Below are 18,066 nucleotides of genomic sequence, written 5' to 3'. Positions count from 1 at the left end.
AATAGATGACTAAATTAGCAATCTAGTATGACAATTTTATGGCAAGCGCTGCGCTTCATTCACCTCTTGTTCATTTATTCCCACTAATTCCAATTGCTTAATGCGCGCTAAGCTATCGATCATTTTTAGTTCAGCCTGTTCAATATCAACATGATTCATTTGTTGTTGTGTCGTCATCGCCAAAACGGCTAACGGATTAAGTAACAGCTGTTGTATGTGATAACAGTTAGGCCCTGTAAAATCGGGTAACTCAGGTTGTAAATTAAGGGGCTCATTGTCACTAGAGATTGCCGTAAGCGGTGTGCTTTCAACATATTCAGTAATAGCGTCTAATGTCTGCTTACACTCTGGAAACACCTGATTAAACGCTAAAAATAATCCCTGTGATGAATGAACCAACGACAACAGCATGGATTTAACTTGCTGCGTATCTGACTGCCCTTGCAGTGCTGTCACAACCTGCCACGCCAAACTTTGGTACTCACCTAATTGTTGTTCTGGCGTTATTGTGGGTGGCTTTGGTGCTGACTCAGCTTGCTTGGCAACCTGTTGCTCTTTGCAACCGAGCAGTAAAAAAATAATAAATACATTACTTATTAGATACTTCATAATTTCTTCCATAAAAAAACCGCCCAAACAGGGCGGTTCTTTTTTAAGCATGGCTTATTAAGGCATAGGATCGAGATCCGCACCTTCTTTTTCGATTACTTCTGGAATTAAGTCTTCTTTACTTACACCCATTGCAATCGCCACTGCTGATGCAACATACACAGATGAGTAAGTACCGATGAACACACCAAATAGTAATGCTGTCGCAAAGCCGTGAATAGTTTGACCACCCCATACAAACAACGCAATCAATACTAAAATTGTGGTGATTGATGTTACAAGGGTACGATTCAATGTTTGCGTAAGTGAAATATCAATGATTTCTATGGTGTCATCGATACGCACTTTACGGAAGTTTTCACGAATACGGTCAGATACAACGATGGTATCGTTGAGTGAGTAACCTATCACCGCCAAAATCGCTGCTAAAATCGTTAAGTCAAACTCAAGATCCAGTATTGAGAATAAACCTAATGTGATAATAACATCGTGTAATAGTGCTGATACCGCGCCAACCGCAAAACGCCATTCAAAGCGAAATGCCACGTAGATCAAGATACAAATAAGTGCAGTTAACATGGCCAAGCCACCCTGCTCTTTTAAATCTTCACCTACACTTGGGCCCACAAACTCAATACGGCGCATTTCAACACTTGAATCAGTTTGTTTTAAGGCATCAATGATTTGGTTACCAATGACTTCTGCTTTCACGCCATCACCTTGCGGTGCAAGGCGCACAAGAATTTCTTTACTTGAGCCAAATAGCTGAACAGAGAAATCTTCAAAGCCACTTGCCGTAATTGCTTCACGTACTTTTTTCAGATCTGCAGGTTGTGCAAAGCCAACTTCAACCGCTGTACCACCGGTAAAGTCTAAACCGAAGTTTAAGCCTTTTGTAAAAAACGATACGAAAGAAGCCAAAATCAACAATGTTGATAATGTCATGGCAAACTTGCGGAACTTCATAAACGGGAGTGTTTTACCACCGAGTTTTAAGATTTGCATGCTGACTCCTAAATCGACAACTTATCAATACGCTTACCGCCAATAAACAAGTTGATTACCGCACGGGTACCAACAATGGCTGTAAACATAGAGGTGATAATACCAATCGCAAGTGTCACGGCGAAACCAGCAATTGGACCCGTGCCCACTGCAAACAGAATCACTGCTGCTATTAACGTGGTGATATTTGCATCGAAAATTGTGCTAAATGCGCTGTCGTAACCGAAATGAACGGCTTGTTGCGGACTACGGCCGTCGGCAAGCTCTTCGCGGATACGCTCAAATATAAGCACGTTTGCATCAACGGCCATACCCACGGTCAGTACGATACCTGCAATACCCGGTAAGGTTAATGCCGCACCTGGAATTAATGACATAACACCCACGATTAATACTAAGTTCGCACCAAGGGCAATATTTGCCACCATGCCAAACCCTTTGTAATAAACCAGCATAAATACAAGCACAAATGCAAAGCCTAGTACCACTGCCGTCATACCTGCTTCGATGTTTTCTTGACCTAGGCTTGGGCCTACCGTGCGCTCTTCTACAATTTGAATAGGAGCAACAAGTGCACCTGCACGTAGTAATAAGCTCAGATTATGGGCTTCAGCAGGGTTATCAATACCCGTGATTCGGAACGAACGGTCAAGACGTGCTTGAATTGTCGCCACGTTAATCACTTCTTCTACCTTAATTGGAGGAAGTGCTTTACCGTTTTCATCTGTTTTACCCGATGGCTTGTACTCGATGAATACAGTTGCCATGCGCTTACCAATCGCGCGCTTAGTGAACGCATTCATTTTTGCGCCACCTTTGCTATCAAGGCTAATGCTTACTTGCGGACGTTGATACTCATCCATTCCTGATTGCGCACCAGTGATGTGGCTACCTTCAAGAATAATGCGTTTTTTTAGTACCACAGGGTAACCGTCACGCGCCATGATCACTTCGGTGCCTGGTGGTACACGCCCTTGTAAGGCTGCACTTGGGTCAGCATCTTCGTCTACTTCACGGAACTCAAGCGTTGCCGTAGCCCCTAAAATTTCTTTGGCACGGGCTGTGTCTTGTACACCAGGAAGCTGTACGATGATACGCTCAGCACCTTGACGCTGAACGTTTGGCTCAGCAACACCGATTTGGTTGATACGGTTACGGATAATCGTTTCGTTTTGCTTGATAGCGTAATCACGAATTTCTTTAAGCTTTTGTTCGCTCATACTGGCGTAAAAAGCGTTATCACTGCTGCTATCATCAATGTACACATTGAGCGGGTAACGGGTTGATAAAAAGCGCTCTGCTGCGTCTTTATCTTCTTCGTTACGCATTTCAACACGTAAACGCTCGCTGCCAGCTACACGACGAATCGTGCGGTAACGCAGCTTTTCTTCACGTAAATCACTTTTAAAATCTTGTTCCATTTGCTCAAGCTGTGTATCAACCGCCGTCGCCATGTCGATTTCCATAGTAAAGTGAACACCACCACTTAAATCCAGACCCAGCTTCATCGGGTTACCACCCAATGCTTTTAACCACTCTGGTTGTGCTGGAGCCATGTTGATGGCAGAGATGTAATCTTCACTAAGGGAATCACGCAGTAGGTCTTGCGCTTTAAGTTGATCTTCAACATTCTTAAAACGTACAAGGATTTGTCCGTCTTCAAGTTTGCTTGATTTAACAGTAACGTTATGTTCTTTGAGGGTCGCATTTACTTTATCGAGTACGCTTAGGTCAGCATCAGTACCTTTAGTGCCCGATACTTGTATGGCCGGGTCACGACCATACAAGTTAGGAGAGGCATATAAAATACCAACGACTAACACAACAAGAACAAGTAAATACTTCCATAATGGAAACTTGTTTAACACGTGTGAGTCCTTATTTTTATTGTTATAGCGACTTCATAGTGCCTTTTGGCAATACTGCAGAAACAGCTGATTTTTGTACTGTTACTTCTGCTTGGTCGTTTAATGAGATAACGATGAAGTCTTTGTCATCAGCGATTTTAGCAATTTTACCAACTAAACCACCTTGCGTAAGCACTTCGTCACCTTTTGCCATCGCGCTCATAAGGGCTTTATGCTCTTTTACACGCTTAGCTTGCGGACGGTAAATTAAGAAATAAAATACCAGACCAAAAATACCCAACATGATTAGCATTTCCATGCCACCACCTGCTGGTGCTGCACCTGCCGCACTTGCGTGCGCGTTTGAGATGAATAAACTCATTACACTTCCTCTTTAATTTTTCTAAAAATTTAATCTGATGTATCTGCAAGCTCTGGCACTTCTTGGCCGCGGCGTGCATAAAAATCTGCAACAAATTCGTCTAGTTTGCCATGACTAATGGCATTACGTAAGCCTTCCATTACACGTTGATAATAACGTAAGTTATGAATCGTGTTTAGACGTGCGCCTAAGATTTCATTACATTTATCAAGATGATGCAAGTACGCACGTGAATAGTTTTTACATGTATGGCAATCACACTCTGGATCAAGTGGACCGGTGTCTGTTTTATGTACTGCGTTACGGATTTTAACAATGCCACCTGTCACGAATAAGTGACCATTACGTGCATTACGGGTTGGCATTACACAGTCGAACATATCGATACCACGACGCACCGCTTCAACCAAGTCTTCTGGTTTACCAACGCCCATTAAGTAACGTGGTTTGTCGGCTGGCATTTTATACGCACAATGATCAAGAATATTGATCATTTCGTTTTTAGGTTCACCCACTGATAAACCGCCCAGTGCATAACCATCAAAACCAATGTCTTCTAGGCCTTTTTGCGATTGTGCACGAAGCTCAGGGTACATACCCCCTTGGATAATACCAAACAGTGCTGCTGGATTATCACCATGCCCTTCTTTTGAACGTTTAGCCCAACGCAGCGAGAGCTCCATTGAGTCTTTGGCTTCTTTTTCAGTAGCAGGATATGGCGTACATTCGTCGAAAATCATCACAATATCAGAGCCTAAGTCGCGCTGAACTTGCATGGCTTTTTCTGGTGAAAGCATGATTTTTTCACCATTCACAGGCGAGCTAAACATGACGCCCTCTTCGGTGATTTTACGCATCGCACCTAAGCTGAATACTTGGAAACCGCCTGAATCAGTTAAGATAGGACGATCCCAATTCATGAAGTCGTGTAAATCACCGTGTTGCTTAATGATTTCTGTGCCAGGACGCAGCATAAGGTGAAAAGTATTACCAAGGCAGATTTGTGCCCCCGTGTCTTTTACTTCATCGGGAGTCATCCCTTTTACCGTGCCGTAAGTACCTACTGGCATAAATGCAGGCGTTTCTACAACACCACGCTCAAAAATCAAGCGGCCGCGGCGCGCTTTACCGTCAGTGCGGTCTAATTCAAATTTCATATTATCCTCTAGTGTCGGAAAAACAGTCCAACAAGCTATAATTTAACCGCTCGATTCTAACCTGTTTGCGCATTTATTACTATTAATTGGGCTAAATTCAAAAATAAAAAGCCCGCTAGCTAAACTCTCCCCACGATGCAGAATTCAGCGTTGCACAGAGGCTTCATATCAACGCATAGCTTAGTAAGAATGGCTGAAAATAAAAAACCCAGTGAAATGCTGGGCTTTTTACGGGGTGATATAAAAGATGACTAACGCTTATTTACGCGTTAAGAACATGGCATCACCATAACTGAAAAAGCGATACTGTTGCTCAATCGCTGTGTGATAAGCACTCATAATGTTTTCTTGGCCTGCGAACGCGCTCACCAACATAATCAACGTTGATTCAGGTAAGTGGAAGTTAGTGACCATGGCATCCACCACATTGAACTGATAACCCGGGTAAATAAAGATGTCAGTATCACCAAAGTAAGTATCAAGCTTGCCACCATGTACTTTGGCAGCCGACTCTAAAGAACGTACTGAAGTGGTGCCCACCGCAACAACACGCCCGCCTTTTGCTTTGGTTTCGGCTACGGCTTTTACAACCTCATCAGGAACTTCGATATATTCTGAGTGCATAACATGTTCATCAACTGAATCAACACGCACAGGTTGGAATGTACCCGCACCCACGTGCAAAGTAACAAACGCCATGTTAATGCCTTTGTCTTTTAAAGCCGCCATTAATTTATCGTCAAAGTGAAGCCCTGCTGTTGGCGCTGCAACAGCACCGGGTTTCTCACCATACACCGTTTGATAACGCTCACGATCAGCCTCATTATCTGGGCGATCTATGTATGGCGGTAATGGCATGTGGCCAATATCGTTTAAGATATCTAATACATTTTCGTCTTTAGCAAACTCAAGTTCAAATAGCTCACCGTGACGCGCTACCATGGTTGCTTCGGCTTTGCTTTCAAGGATAATTTTAGAGCCCGGTTTTGGTGATTTACTCGCACGTACGTGAGCCAGTACACGGTGCTCGTCCAATACGCGCTCAACGAGTACTTCAAGCTTACCGCCAGACTCTTTTTGGCCAAACATGCGTGCTGGTATCACTTTCGTGTTATTAAACACTAATAAGTCATTTTCATTTACCAGAGATAAAATATCACTAAACACTTTGTGTTCAACCTGCCCTGTTGGGCCGTCGAGCGTTAATAAACGACTGCTTGTTCGATCTGCTTTTGGAAAACGAGCAATTAATTCATCAGGAAGGTCAAAGCTAAAATCAGCCACGCGCATAGAGCATATCTCTCATTAATAAAAACGCGCCAAGTTTACTCTGATACGCTTGCCACCTCAAGCAAAGCACCTCGGTTCAAGAACAAACAACCTAACCGTGTAAGCTGGTACAGGCTAATAACCGTTTTTAGGTAAAGTTTGCTTGTAGAATAATAGAAATGTCATTATTCTAACCCATTCACTAAGCATGGGTTCAGTTAAGAGGTAGTAGCGCCATGGCAAAGCAGTTGCAACTGCTAATTTTAAACGCTAGCGTTGCTGAGCGTGAAACAATTAAGTTAACACTCAACAAACTTAATGTTTTTACGTTTATTGAAGCCAACGACTCGCAAGAGGCGTTAAAAATACTTAAAAGCCAGCCGGTGGATATTATTATTACGGGCCTTGAAGTCGGCAAAATTGACGGCTGGCGCTTCTCGCGCATGATTCGCTCGGGGTTATTAAAAACCCCAAAAAATACACCTATACTGCTAACTCCCCCCATTTATTGTGAGCGTATTGCTGAAACAACAGCCCGCAGTTATGGTATTGATGCTGTATTGCCTTTTGAACGCCAAGATATGCTGCCGCAAGTCCTTGCTAATGTCCTGTCGACACACCTAGAAAAAAGCAGCCGCCTTAATTTACTCCTGCTTGAAACGAATAACAGCAAAGCAAATAACATCAACGAACAACTCAAACTCAGTTTTGCTGTTACACACACGACATCGACAAAAGCAGCACTGGCGACGTATCTACAACAAAAGTTTGCAATTGTATTGATTGATGCAACGCAATCGCAATCAGATCCCGCAGGCGCGCTGATTAGCGAAATATTGCAGCATAATCCTAAACAAGCCATTGTTACCATCATTGATAACAACGATGCTGATTATGCCGAGCAACTGTTGCTCTCTGGTGTCACCGATTTTATACGCGCCCCTTATGATCAGTCTTTACTGAGCAAAGTATGTGACCATGCCGCACGCCGTGAAGATTTTATGGTGAGTTATGCAGAGTTTGCACAAAAAGTTGAGCAACTAAGCCAAAGCCAAAGCCGCTATAAAGAGCTTTTTTCGGCTCACCAACGTATTTTATTGCATTTAAACACCGTGGTATTGGAGTTTGATCAGCAAGGAAATATTCGCTTTATTAACCCTGCATGGGAAAACCTCACGGGATACGGCATTAAATCAAGTTTATCTAAGTCGTTAACTGATTTTTGTTTGCCTGAGTGTCAGTCCAAGTTACAAGATACGATTCAAAGTATTTTGCACGGGGGGGAGCTACAACAGCAAGTTGAGATACAACTGAGTCATAAAAACGGCAATGCCATTTGGGTTGAATGCCGAATGCAGTTAATAAAAAACAGCCGTAACTCTGCAACGATTACAGCCACTATCGATAACATTCACGAACGTAAGCAAGCTGAGTTACAGCTTCGTCATTTAGCATTGCATGACACGCTAACTGAATTACATAACCGCTATTATTTTGATCAACAATTGCAACGTATTTGCCAAGCAAAATACACCAATGGCGATATAGAACATGCGCTTATTTATATCGATTTAGATCATTTTAAAATCATCAATGACAGTAAAGGTCATCAACAAGGTGATATTGTGCTTAAAGAAGTCGCTCAACTCTTTACTGCCAATATTAGCGACGAGCACTTAATTTGCCGTATTGGCGGTGATGAATTTGCGGTTATTCTGAAAAACACCAATTTGCTTGATGCCCATTTAGTCGCAGAAAGTATTTGTATGGCCATTGAAAAACATCAATTTCATTCAGAAGGCCAAGAATATTCGATTAGCTGCTCAATTGGCCTAACACAAATTACCGCACAAAATAATGATCCCAACGAATGCCTTAAGCAAGCTGATATTGCGCTGTATGTTGCAAAAAGCTTAGGCCGTAATCTGGTTCATTGTTATTCAAAAGAAGACACTCACCACAATAGCCTACAAGCAGGGTTAGAGTGGGGCCACAGCATTCGCCAAGCGCTGCAACACGATGCAATTGAATTACATTACCAACCAATTTGGGATTTTAAACGTGGTCATGTGGCTTACTTTGAAACCTTACTGCGTTTAAAGCTTGATAATGAGCTCATTTACCCGAATCAATTTATTCCTGCATTAGAGTTACTAAACGACACATACCTGATGGACCAATGTGTTATTCGTAATGCGATTAAAAGTGTTGCTGATTTTCCTGAGCTCAACCAAGTGGCTATTAATTTATCGGCACAGTCATTTTTAGATGAACGATTATTACCGCATATAGAATCGAGCCTACAAGAGTATAACGTTGAACCCACGCGTATTATTTTTGAAATAACCGAGTCAGCCAGTATCAATAATTTAGTGGCTACCCGCGCAATGATAGAGCGCCTCAATGGCTTAGGCTGCCATTTCTCGATTGACGACTTTGGCACTGGCTTTAGTACATTTAACTACCTTAAACAGCTGCCAGCACAACATGTAAAAATTGATGGCTCGTTTGTTCGCGATATGTTGAACGACCCTATCGACCTTGCGCTCGTGAAGGCGATAAACGATATTAGCCGCTCTTTAGATAAGCGTTCTGTTGCTGAATACGTTGAAAATAAAGAAATATTTTTAGCACTAAAAGAGATAGGCGTCGATTACGGGCAAGGTTACTTTATTGCACGCCCCATGCCCGTTGAAAAAATTAGCAGTGAGCTTGAAAGAATCTCTAACAATAAACTTTTTAGCTAACAACTGACTAGCTAACCCGCCCCGAATATTGATACATTTTTAAACAATTTTATTAACTTTTTATCTACCATCCTGAGAATACTCATCTATAATTAATTCACGCCAAGAGATAATGTCGCGCATTTATAGTGATAATCTAAAAAAAACATGACATTACCTTTTACATTATACATACTGAAAATGACTTAACATCTATACGTTTTTGTATTAGCGGTATTTAGGAGAAAAGTGATGACACAACTAATCGTATTGTTACTGATCGTTAATCTAGGGATAGCATATCAATGTTACCGTAATGCGACCTACAAAGGGTACCCGGTAAAAGTATTTACAGGGTTGGGCTTAGTGCCTTATTTTAATCTGGTTGTTTGGGTTTACTTATTGTTTTTACCCAGCTTAAAGCCTTTTTCAATGGATGAAAAGCAGCCCTTATAGGCTGCTTTTTTGGTTGGGAAATCAATCATTTAAAACACATAGCTTGATGCACGTTCGAGTAGTTGCGACGATTTAATATTCCCCACTACACACTGTTTAATATCTGCTTTTTTAAACACTTTAATGTGATCCTTTTTGCTCTGATCGAGTCCACTAATAACAACACTGACGTGCTCATTGTCGGGTAAGCTTCGTAAACCACTGCCATAATCACACAACGATAATGCAATACTGTTATTCACACTGTTTGTTAGAGCCATCATTTTCTGCTGCTGCTCTTTTGCGCGCGCTTGCTTTTTCTCTGCAAGTTGTTTGCGTAACCTTTGCTGCTTCAATGACAGCGTTTGTTGCTCTTTTTCAAGCTCTTTAATAGAGGCTTGTAACTCTTTTTTACGTTGCTCAAGTGCTTGATTTTCAGCTTCCTTATCATGACGACGCTCAAATTCAATATCACGTTTTTCGCGTTCAAGATCACGAATTTCACGGCTAATATCACGCTCTTGCTCAGCCACTTCACGGACTTGCTCTGCACTTTCACGCATCATTTCCATCGCGTGCTGATACGCTTCTTGCGTTTTAACGACCACAGCGTCGCTTATCACCTGCACATGGTCACCAAGAATCTCAATGTCGCTTATTTCATCAAAATTAATATCTGGCATAGGTGGCAAAGGAGCATCAGGCACCGATGCAAAAATAGTTGACCATCGCGACCCCCGCACGTCAAAACTAAACACCACACCTTGGTGCTGTAAATAACTTGCTGACACGTTGCTCACTTTGTTATCCGTATCTTGCTTTAAAGCAGCCGTAAGAATTTTTTCCATAATTCCCACTTCACGTTGAATTTTATCTAACTCATCACTACTTTGTGCAAACACAGGGTTCACTGTTGCTACACCACATAGCAATAACACCGCACTGGCTATCATGTTCTTTGGCATTTTAATACTCCACGTTGTTGGCAACGGTTGGCATAGGTCGGCCATCCACTTGCTCTGCTAAATCATTTAATTGCATACGCAAGTATGCTTGGTCTTGGGCGCGCTGCGTTTTGATATAAGCAAGCACACTGGCAATATCTTCTTGTCGCTCTACACGACCCGTTTTAATCGCTTCTTTCGCTAGCTGATACATATGCTGTTGCTGTATGTCATTTTGTGCTGTTAGCATGTTTTGCAATTGATCTATTTGTTTTTGTTGTGACTCTAATAAACGAGTTTGCTTAGCCACTTGCTCAAGCAACTGTGAGTCTGTTTGTTCTGGGCTGGTTATTAATAACCAGGCACACAATGCGATAGACGCAGCCATCGCCCATAAACCAGAACCAAAATACACAGCCTGCTTTTGCGTTTGTGGCATACAAGAACCACGATCCCAGTCAGGTACTGGTAACTGTTGATAGTTAAGACTATGCTGCTGCCACTTTGTCGCATTTTCCATCATCAAGGCATAGTCAGGATTACTTTCGAGCAACCTAATTTGCTCTTCCGTTAAGCTTTCACCTTCTAGCCATGCTGTAAATAACGACTCTAAATTAGCCATCTACTGCCTCCAAATGCACTTTTAACTTACCTAACGCACTGTATAATCTTGATTTAGCAGTATTAGTTGAAATACCTAACTGCTCTGCAATTTCCTCAAATGTGCAATGCTGAAAAAACTTTAACTCTACAACCAAACGCTGCTCCCACGGCAAATTGTTCATCATACTTTTAAGCTCATTATGCTGTTGAGATTGCTGTTGATTCGCTTCTATTTCACTACGCTCACAGGCTTCTTCGGGTAAAGCATCTAGGCTTTGGTGGTGCTTACGGCGACGATAATACTCAACACTTCGTCTATGCACGATTTGGTAAAGCCAAGTATTAAAGCTGCAATCTCCTCGAAAGCTAGGCAAACTCTTATACACAGAAATAAACACTTCTTGCATTAAGTCCATTGCATCATCAGGGTGACTCAACATTCGCAAACAATAGTTATAGACCTGCGTTTCATATTGCTTCACTAATTTCAACCATGCCCGTTTATTGCCTTGTTGCGCCTTGGCAATTAATGTGTCGAGTGATTGAAAAAACACGGTAGCCTCGTCATGTTATTTATCTATCGTAAAAAGGGGTAATGTATAAAGTTAGTCGAGGGAAGGAAAAAAATAGTTTGCTTTAATAATAAAAAACCCCAAATTTTTATTTGGGGCTGCAATTTATTCTGCTGATTGGGTATGTAAGCTGCATTGCTTGGCAAGAAACAGCTCTAACTGTTGACTAAACAGCCTAAAATCGCGGATTCGCCCGGTGGTTTTACGCCACACAATACCAATATCTCGGTATGCGTCGCTTTGTGATGGCGTTGCCACCATGTCTTTTTTCTCTAGAATGCCCGCGTTAATCGCCATTTGCGGTAAAAAAGTAACGCCCAGTTGATGCTCAACCATGCTCAGTAACGTATGTAAGCTGGCCGCTTCAAACGGGTTAATGCAACTTGAGCGATTTAAATGACAAGCACTTAAGGCATGGCCTGTCATACAGTGCTCTCGCTCTAGCAAAAACACACTGGCATCGGGCAACAAGTTAAAGTCTTCGACACCTTTCGCTGGCATATAATCTTTATGGTGAACTAAGCTAAAGTGGTCTTTAGCGAGCACTTGGGTGTGAAACTTTTCGGTATCGAACGGCAACGCAAGCAACGCGATATCAATTTGCCCGTGTTCAAGCTTATCCAGTAACTTTTCACTGGTATCTTCAACAAGTACTAACTCAAGCTCGGTAAATGTTTGCTTGCAAAAGTGATACAACGGCGCCGCGATAAAGCTGGCGATGGTAGGGATCACGCCTAAGGTTAACTTACCACTTAACGGGGTTAAAAAGCTTTTGGTGAGTTCTTTCAAACTTAGCGTATCGTCTATTATTTTACGTGCTTTCTCTACGACCTCTTCCCCAATGGCAGTAAACATTAAGCTGCGATTTTCACGCTCGATAAGCTGACAACCTAAGGTTTCTTCTAAATTTTGAATCGCACTGCTTAACGTGGACTGACCAATAAAGCAGGCACTTGCGGCACGACCAAAGTGTTGGTGCTGATGAACGGCGAGTAAATATTGTAGTTGTTTAATACTGGGTAAGTTATTCATACTCTTTTTTACTACCTGCAAATAAAAAGACCCCAATACCTAGGGCATTGAGATCTTTTCAAGCTAAAAGTCTGTTAGTACTTTTTAAACGCCGAAGGCTGTTCTCAGTACGTAGAAAATAACAATAGCAAGGGCTGCGCCAACTGGCAATGTAATTACCCAAGAAACTACAATGTTTCTTACAACACCCATGTTAAGCGCTGCGATACCACGCGCCATACCAACACCTAATACAGCACCTACAAGCGTTTGTGTTGTAGAGATTGGTAAACCCGTGCCTGATGCAATAACAACCGTTGATGCAGCAGCTAGCTCAGCAGCGAAACCACGGCTAGGCGTTAAGTGAGTAATACCTTCACCGATTGTTTTGATTACTTTCTTACCTAAAATAGCAAGGCCAGCAACAATACCCAAACCACCCAGTGGTAGAATCCACCATGCGATAGCGGCTTTCTTAGCAATTTCACCGTTGTGCTCAACAATGTTTACAACAGCAGCTAGTGGACCAATCGCGTTTGCAACATCGTTCGAACCATGGGCGAATGCCATACAACAAGCTGTTAATACCATTAATACCGCGAACACTTTTTCAACGTTATTAAATTGCATTTTCTTGTCAGCTTTAGGATCAATTTTTAAGCGTGAAATAGCAAACTTACCAATAATACCAACCACGACAGCGATCGCGATAGAAAGTGCGTAACCCTCAACAGCGCCTAGGTTAATACCAATGTGCTTCAAGCCTTTCTTAATCGTAACTAAAGACATAATGAAGCCCGCTAGACCCATATACACAGGGACAAAGCGCTTAGCGTTTTTAAGTGGAGCATCGGTATCAAAAATAAGCTTTTGTGCACTCATAAAGATAAGGTAAGCAATAAAGCCCGAAATTGCAGGTGTTACAATCCAACTCCCCACAATGCCCAGTACTTTATTCCATTGGATTGCTTCGCTGCCAACAGCCACTAAAGCAAAACCAATAATCGCACCGATAATTGAGTGAGTAGTCGATACCGGCCAGCCAAGGAAAGAGGCGATTAATAGCCAGCTACCTGCAGCAAATAACGCGGCAATCATGCCTAAGATCATAAGCTCAGGTATATCAATAAATGGCGTGGCGTCGATAATTCCTTTACGAATAGTTGATGTAACCTCACCACCGGCAAGGTAAGCACCTGCGAATTCAAACACCATCGCAATAATTATTGCTTGTTTGATAGTAAGTGCTTTTGAACCTACTGATGTACCCATCGCATTGGCAACGTCATTTGCACCAATACCATAAGCCATGAAGAAACCGACTGCTGCGGCAATTAAAACTAAAAAAGTGCCGTAATTTGCAATGATATCCATTGTGTGAAACCTTTAATTTTTCGTATTTGAACTGATTTTAAATTAACGAGCTAACATCAGCTCAAGACGAGAACCTACGCGCTCTGCAATATCAGCTAGATCGCCGACCCACTCAATGATCTTGTACAAGAACATCACATCAATTGGGTTTAGTTCATTTTCAACGGCGCGCAATTGACGGCGTATTTTGATTTGCATGTCATCCGTGTCTTGTTCGATTGCATCCAATTCAACGAGCATTTTTTCTACTAAAGTCACTTCGCGACCTTTGAAGCCCGTTTCAAGTAGCTCATCTAACTCGTTAATTGCTTTTGATGCTTGTTTTGTCGCATCAACACAACGTGTTACATAAGCAAGAAAATCTTCTTGAATTTCTACCGGAATCGTCATTTCTCGACCAATTACACGACCTGCAATGTCTTTTGCTTTATTAGCAATTTTGTCTTGTTGGGTAACAAGCTCTAACAAATCGGTACGCTCAACTGGCATAAATAAGCCGCGCGGTAGTTGAAGGCGAATGTTACGTTTCATGTCATCCGCTTCACGTTCTAAATTACGAATGTTTAGACGGATTTCCTCCGCTTCTTTCCATTCTTCTTTAAAAACGTGATTAAAGAAAGGGATCAAGGCTTTGCTTGCTTGATGTACTTTCTTAATGTGATCTTCCATAGGCTTAATAGGAGATTTAGCAAAAACCCCTAAAAATGCATTTGTAGGCATAACTGACCCTTTATAAAATTAGTATGCTTTGGCAGGTTCGAATTTTACAGCATTGTGTACGATTTTGAACGCTTTTTCTGCCTGACATCACCAATAATAGACAAAGCGGCCTAAAGCCGCTCGGTTTAAAAATGAAAAGTGCTTAAAAATTTACAGCGACTTTTCGATATCTTCTTGAGATGTATGACGAATATCTTTACCGTTCACAAAATAGATAATGTATTCTGCGATATTCTGACAACGGTCGCCAATACGCTCAAGTGAACGAACTGACCACACTAAATCCATAATTTTAGGGATTGAGCGTGGATCTTCCATCATATATGTCATAATTTGACGCGTAATTGCTTCATATTCACGGTCAACTTTTGCATCTTCTTTGTGAACTTCGAAGGCACATTGCACATCCATACGGGCAAATGCATCAAGAACATCATGAAGCATCTTCGACACTTGGCGACCCATATTTTCAATATTAACAAGAAGATCTTGTTGGTCTTTGGTAAATGAATCAAGCGCCACTTTTGCAATGCGCTCTGCTTCGTCACCAATGCGCTCTAAGTCGGCGATTGTTTTCGCAATCGCAATAACTAAACGTAAATCACTGGCAGCAGGCTGACGACGTGCAATAATGCGTGTGCATTCTTCGTCAATATTGACTTCCATGGCGTTTACTTTGTAGTCGTTTTCACGGACTTTTTGCGCCAATTCTGCATCACCTTTACTAACCGCATCAAGCGCACTATTTAACTGCTGCTCAACTAAGCCACCCATGCTAAGTACATGGTTACGAACATTTTCAAGCTCTTCATTAAAGCGACCTGAAATATGCTTATTAATATTATGTTCCATTGTCTACCTCTATAAAATTCGTTTACGTTACCAAGTGTTTTATTCGACTAGCCGTAGCGGCCAGTGATGTAATCTTCTGTTTTCTTTTTACTTGGTGTCGTAAATAAGGTGTTGGTATCTGAATACTCTATCAATTCGCCCATGTACATAAACGCTGTTTGGTCTGATACACGCGCGGCTTGTTGCATGTTATGAGTAACAATAACCACGGTAAACTTATTCTTTAAGTCGTTAATGAGCTCTTCAATAACTAATGTAGAAATTGGATCAAGTGCCGATGTTGGCTCATCTAACAAGAGCACTTCTGGCTCAATCGCAATTGATCGCGCAATCACAAGACGTTGCTGCTGACCACCTGATAGGCCAAATGCACTATCGTGAAGACGATCTTTTACTTCATCCCACAATGCAGCACCACGTAAAGATTGCTCAACGACTTCGTCTAATTTACGCTTTTCTTTAATTCCTTGTAAGCGTAGGCCATAAACAACATTTTCGTAGATTGATTTTGGAAATGGATTCGGACGTTGGAATACCATACCAACATTACGACGCAGTGCGGCAACATCGACACTTTTATCGTAGATGTTATGACCATGTAGTAAAATTTCACCGGTGATACGACAGCTATCAACTAAATCATTCATCCGGTTAATACAACGAAGCAGCGTCGATTTACCACACCCCGATGGGCCGATAAACGCTGTTACCTGACCTTTGGGAATCTTCATATTCACGCCGCTAAGCGCTTGTTTATCACCGTAGTATAGATCTAAATCTTTAATCTCTAACGCAGTTTGCTCTGCGGTTAGATTCTCTAAGTCTAGTTTTGCCGCGCTTTTCGCTTGGTTTACGTGTGGTGCAACTGTAATCATCTCTGTCTACCTATAAAAATTCTGTATTAATGCTCTAGAGCTCTAAACTTTTCGCGTAAATGGTTACGAATACCAATCGCGGTGATATTCAGGGCGATAATTACTGAAACCAGTAAGAATGCCGTGGCATATACCAGCGGACGCGCCGCTTCTACGTTCGGGCTTTGGAAACCAACATCATAAATGTGGAAACCTAAGTGCATAAATTTTCTATCTAAATGTACGTATGGGAAGTTGCCGTCTAGTGGCAATGTAGGCGCCATTTTAACCACACCCACTAACATAAGTGGCGCAACCTCGCCCGCGGCACGTGCAACCGCTAAAATTAATCCAGTCATAATCGCTGGGCTGGCCATTGGAATAATAATACGCCATAAGGTTTCAGCTTTTGTCGCACCCAGTGCTAATGAACCGTGGCGAACAGTACTTGGAATACGTGATAAACCTTCTTCTGTTGAAACGATAACCACAGGTAAGGTTAAAATCGCAAGGGTCAATGCCGACCATATCACACCTGGCGTACCAAAAACGGGGCTTGGCGATGATTCAGGGTAAAATAATTGGTCAATACTGCCACCCAACATGTAAACGAAGAAACCCAGACCAAATACACCGTAAACAATAGACGGTACACCCGCAAGGTTGATAACGGCGATGCGAATCATCTTCGTGACAGCATTTTTGGCTGCATATTCGTGCAAATAAATTGCCGCAACCACACCAAATGGCGTCACAATAACGGCCATCAGTAATACCATGAACACGGTACCGAAAATCGCAGGGAATACACCCCCTTCGGTGTTTGCTTCGCGCGGATCGTCTGACACAAACTTACCTAGCTGTACAAAGTAATGACCTAACTTAGCAAAGAACCCCATGTCATTTGGGAACCACACATCAAGCACTTGATAAAGTGGTAATGTAACAACCTCACCGCGCATATCTTTTACGGTAACTTGGTCACGCTTTGCTTCTTTGCGTAGCGCAAAAAGTTGTTTTTCAAGTACCGAGTATTCTTCACGTAGCTCAGCACGGGCAGCGGCCAGCTCTGCAACACGTTCATCGGTAAGTTCATTATCAAGCTGATACGCTTTTTCTTTTAAACGTAAGCGCTCAAGTTCGTAATTAATGTGACCAATGTCGCCATTTTGCAGATCAAGTGCTTGGTCATTTAACTCAACAGCACGCTCAACAAGATCATAGAGTACGTCTATTTTGTTCTCTGTGATAACTTCGCCGTCTTTAATAACTTGGTCAACATAGCCGTAAAAATTACCATTTTTACTGCGCTCAAATACGGCAAGTTCAGCCGGCGCTGTGCGTGATTTGATATCGGTTTCTAATACCCAACGGAAATCTAAATCAACGTATTCACGGTTACCGGTTTTAATTAATAAACGTTCTAACTGCTCTTTGTCGTAATGAGATAAATCAACGCCTGTTGCCTCAATACGTGACTTTGCAACGAGCTCACGATCATAAACTTCACCAATCACAGTTTGTTTTGCAACTGAGCCTTGTAACTCAAGTTGAATAACTTCTGATGGCCAGAAAAAGCTTAAACCTTTCCAAGCTATCATGGCTAACAAACCAAGAACTGAGATTAAACTGATGCTCACCGCACCACCGGTCATCCAAATCCAAGGAGAACCAGACTTAAACCACTGCTTTACCATGTCGTGTCT

General features: G+C 42.1%; 17 protein-coding genes. 2 read left to right on the top strand and 15 right to left on the bottom strand.

The window, feature by feature from the left end:
• Positions 1-36 precede the first annotated feature (36 nt).
• From JIG41_RS00980 to queA, 6 genes are all read right to left on the bottom strand, one after another.
• A complete protein-coding gene (locus JIG41_RS00980; RefSeq protein ID WP_141687265.1) occupies positions 37-609 on the bottom strand; it encodes a hypothetical protein in 573 nt (190 codons plus the stop codon).
• Positions 610-666: 57 nt separating this feature from the next.
• Entirely contained in the window at positions 667-1,614 is a 948-nt protein-coding gene (secF, locus tag JIG41_RS00975; protein WP_036973300.1) for a protein translocase subunit SecF, read from the bottom strand.
• Positions 1,615-1,622: 8 nt separating this feature from the next.
• On the bottom strand, positions 1,623-3,482 hold the full coding sequence (secD, locus tag JIG41_RS00970) for a protein translocase subunit SecD (RefSeq protein ID WP_036973301.1): 1,860 nt from the start codon (positions 3,480-3,482) through the stop codon (positions 1,623-1,625).
• A 22-nt stretch (positions 3,483-3,504) separates the two neighbouring features.
• The gene (yajC, locus tag JIG41_RS00965) at positions 3,505-3,843 is read right to left on the bottom strand and encodes a preprotein translocase subunit YajC (RefSeq protein ID WP_036973302.1); all 339 of its coding nucleotides are present in this window, start codon (positions 3,841-3,843) and stop codon (positions 3,505-3,507) included.
• A gap of 29 nt (positions 3,844-3,872) precedes the next feature.
• Positions 3,873-5,000: a tRNA guanosine(34) transglycosylase Tgt gene (tgt, locus tag JIG41_RS00960; RefSeq protein WP_036973303.1), complete on the bottom strand. Its 1,128-nt coding sequence runs from the start codon at positions 4,998-5,000 to the stop codon at positions 3,873-3,875.
• A gap of 258 nt (positions 5,001-5,258) precedes the next feature.
• Positions 5,259-6,290, bottom strand: coding sequence for a tRNA preQ1(34) S-adenosylmethionine ribosyltransferase-isomerase QueA (gene queA / locus JIG41_RS00955; protein ID WP_199524124.1), 1,032 nt, complete (start codon positions 6,288-6,290; stop codon positions 5,259-5,261).
• Positions 6,291-6,505: 215 nt separating this feature from the next.
• On the opposite strand from queA, the gene JIG41_RS00950 reads away from it, so the two are divergent.
• On the top strand, positions 6,506-9,016 hold the full coding sequence (locus JIG41_RS00950; protein ID WP_199524123.1) for an EAL domain-containing protein: 2,511 nt from the start codon (positions 6,506-6,508) through the stop codon (positions 9,014-9,016).
• Between the two features lie 231 nt (positions 9,017-9,247).
• The gene (locus JIG41_RS00945) at positions 9,248-9,451 is read left to right on the top strand and encodes a hypothetical protein (protein ID WP_036973306.1); all 204 of its coding nucleotides are present in this window, start codon (positions 9,248-9,250) and stop codon (positions 9,449-9,451) included.
• A gap of 29 nt (positions 9,452-9,480) precedes the next feature.
• Here the strand turns inward: JIG41_RS00945 and JIG41_RS00940 are convergent, their stop codons facing one another.
• The 9 genes from JIG41_RS00940 to pstA form a co-directional block, all read right to left on the bottom strand.
• Positions 9,481-10,395 carry a hypothetical protein gene (locus JIG41_RS00940; RefSeq protein ID WP_036973307.1) on the bottom strand — a complete coding sequence of 305 codons (915 nt, stop codon included), beginning with the start codon at positions 10,393-10,395 and terminating at the stop codon, positions 9,481-9,483.
• Between the two features lies 1 nt (position 10,396).
• A complete protein-coding gene (locus tag JIG41_RS00935) occupies positions 10,397-10,996 on the bottom strand; it encodes a hypothetical protein (protein WP_199524122.1) in 600 nt (199 codons plus the stop codon).
• Positions 10,989-11,531, bottom strand: a complete 543-nt coding sequence (locus tag JIG41_RS00930; protein WP_075594509.1) for an RNA polymerase sigma factor — start codon at positions 11,529-11,531, stop codon at positions 10,989-10,991. Before JIG41_RS00930 ends, JIG41_RS00935 begins: the two co-directional genes overlap by 8 nt.
• A 123-nt stretch (positions 11,532-11,654) precedes the next feature.
• Positions 11,655-12,581, bottom strand: a complete 927-nt coding sequence (locus tag JIG41_RS00925; protein ID WP_036973310.1) for a hydrogen peroxide-inducible genes activator — start codon at positions 12,579-12,581, stop codon at positions 11,655-11,657.
• An 84-nt stretch (positions 12,582-12,665) separates the two neighbouring features.
• Positions 12,666-13,934: an inorganic phosphate transporter gene (locus JIG41_RS00920; RefSeq protein WP_036973311.1), complete on the bottom strand. Its 1,269-nt coding sequence runs from the start codon at positions 13,932-13,934 to the stop codon at positions 12,666-12,668.
• A 42-nt stretch (positions 13,935-13,976) separates the two neighbouring features.
• A complete protein-coding gene (locus JIG41_RS00915) occupies positions 13,977-14,654 on the bottom strand; it encodes a TIGR00153 family protein (protein WP_036973312.1) in 678 nt (225 codons plus the stop codon).
• 150 nt (positions 14,655-14,804) lie between these two features.
• Positions 14,805-15,506 carry a phosphate signaling complex protein PhoU gene (gene phoU / locus JIG41_RS00910; protein ID WP_199524121.1) on the bottom strand — a complete coding sequence of 234 codons (702 nt, stop codon included), beginning with the start codon at positions 15,504-15,506 and terminating at the stop codon, positions 14,805-14,807.
• A 47-nt stretch (positions 15,507-15,553) separates the two neighbouring features.
• Positions 15,554-16,381, bottom strand: a complete 828-nt coding sequence (pstB, locus tag JIG41_RS00905; protein ID WP_036973314.1) for a phosphate ABC transporter ATP-binding protein PstB — start codon at positions 16,379-16,381, stop codon at positions 15,554-15,556.
• A gap of 26 nt (positions 16,382-16,407) precedes the next feature.
• Positions 16,408-18,057 carry a phosphate ABC transporter permease PstA gene (gene pstA / locus JIG41_RS00900; protein ID WP_036973315.1) on the bottom strand — a complete coding sequence of 550 codons (1,650 nt, stop codon included), beginning with the start codon at positions 18,055-18,057 and terminating at the stop codon, positions 16,408-16,410.
• Positions 18,058-18,066: the final 9 nt, after the last annotated feature.

It is taken from the genome of Pseudoalteromonas sp. bablab_jr011 (assembly GCF_016464045.1).
Classification (GTDB): domain Bacteria; phylum Pseudomonadota; class Gammaproteobacteria; order Enterobacterales; family Alteromonadaceae; genus Pseudoalteromonas; species Pseudoalteromonas lipolytica.
This window is presented reverse-complemented; position numbering and strand designations above follow the sequence as displayed.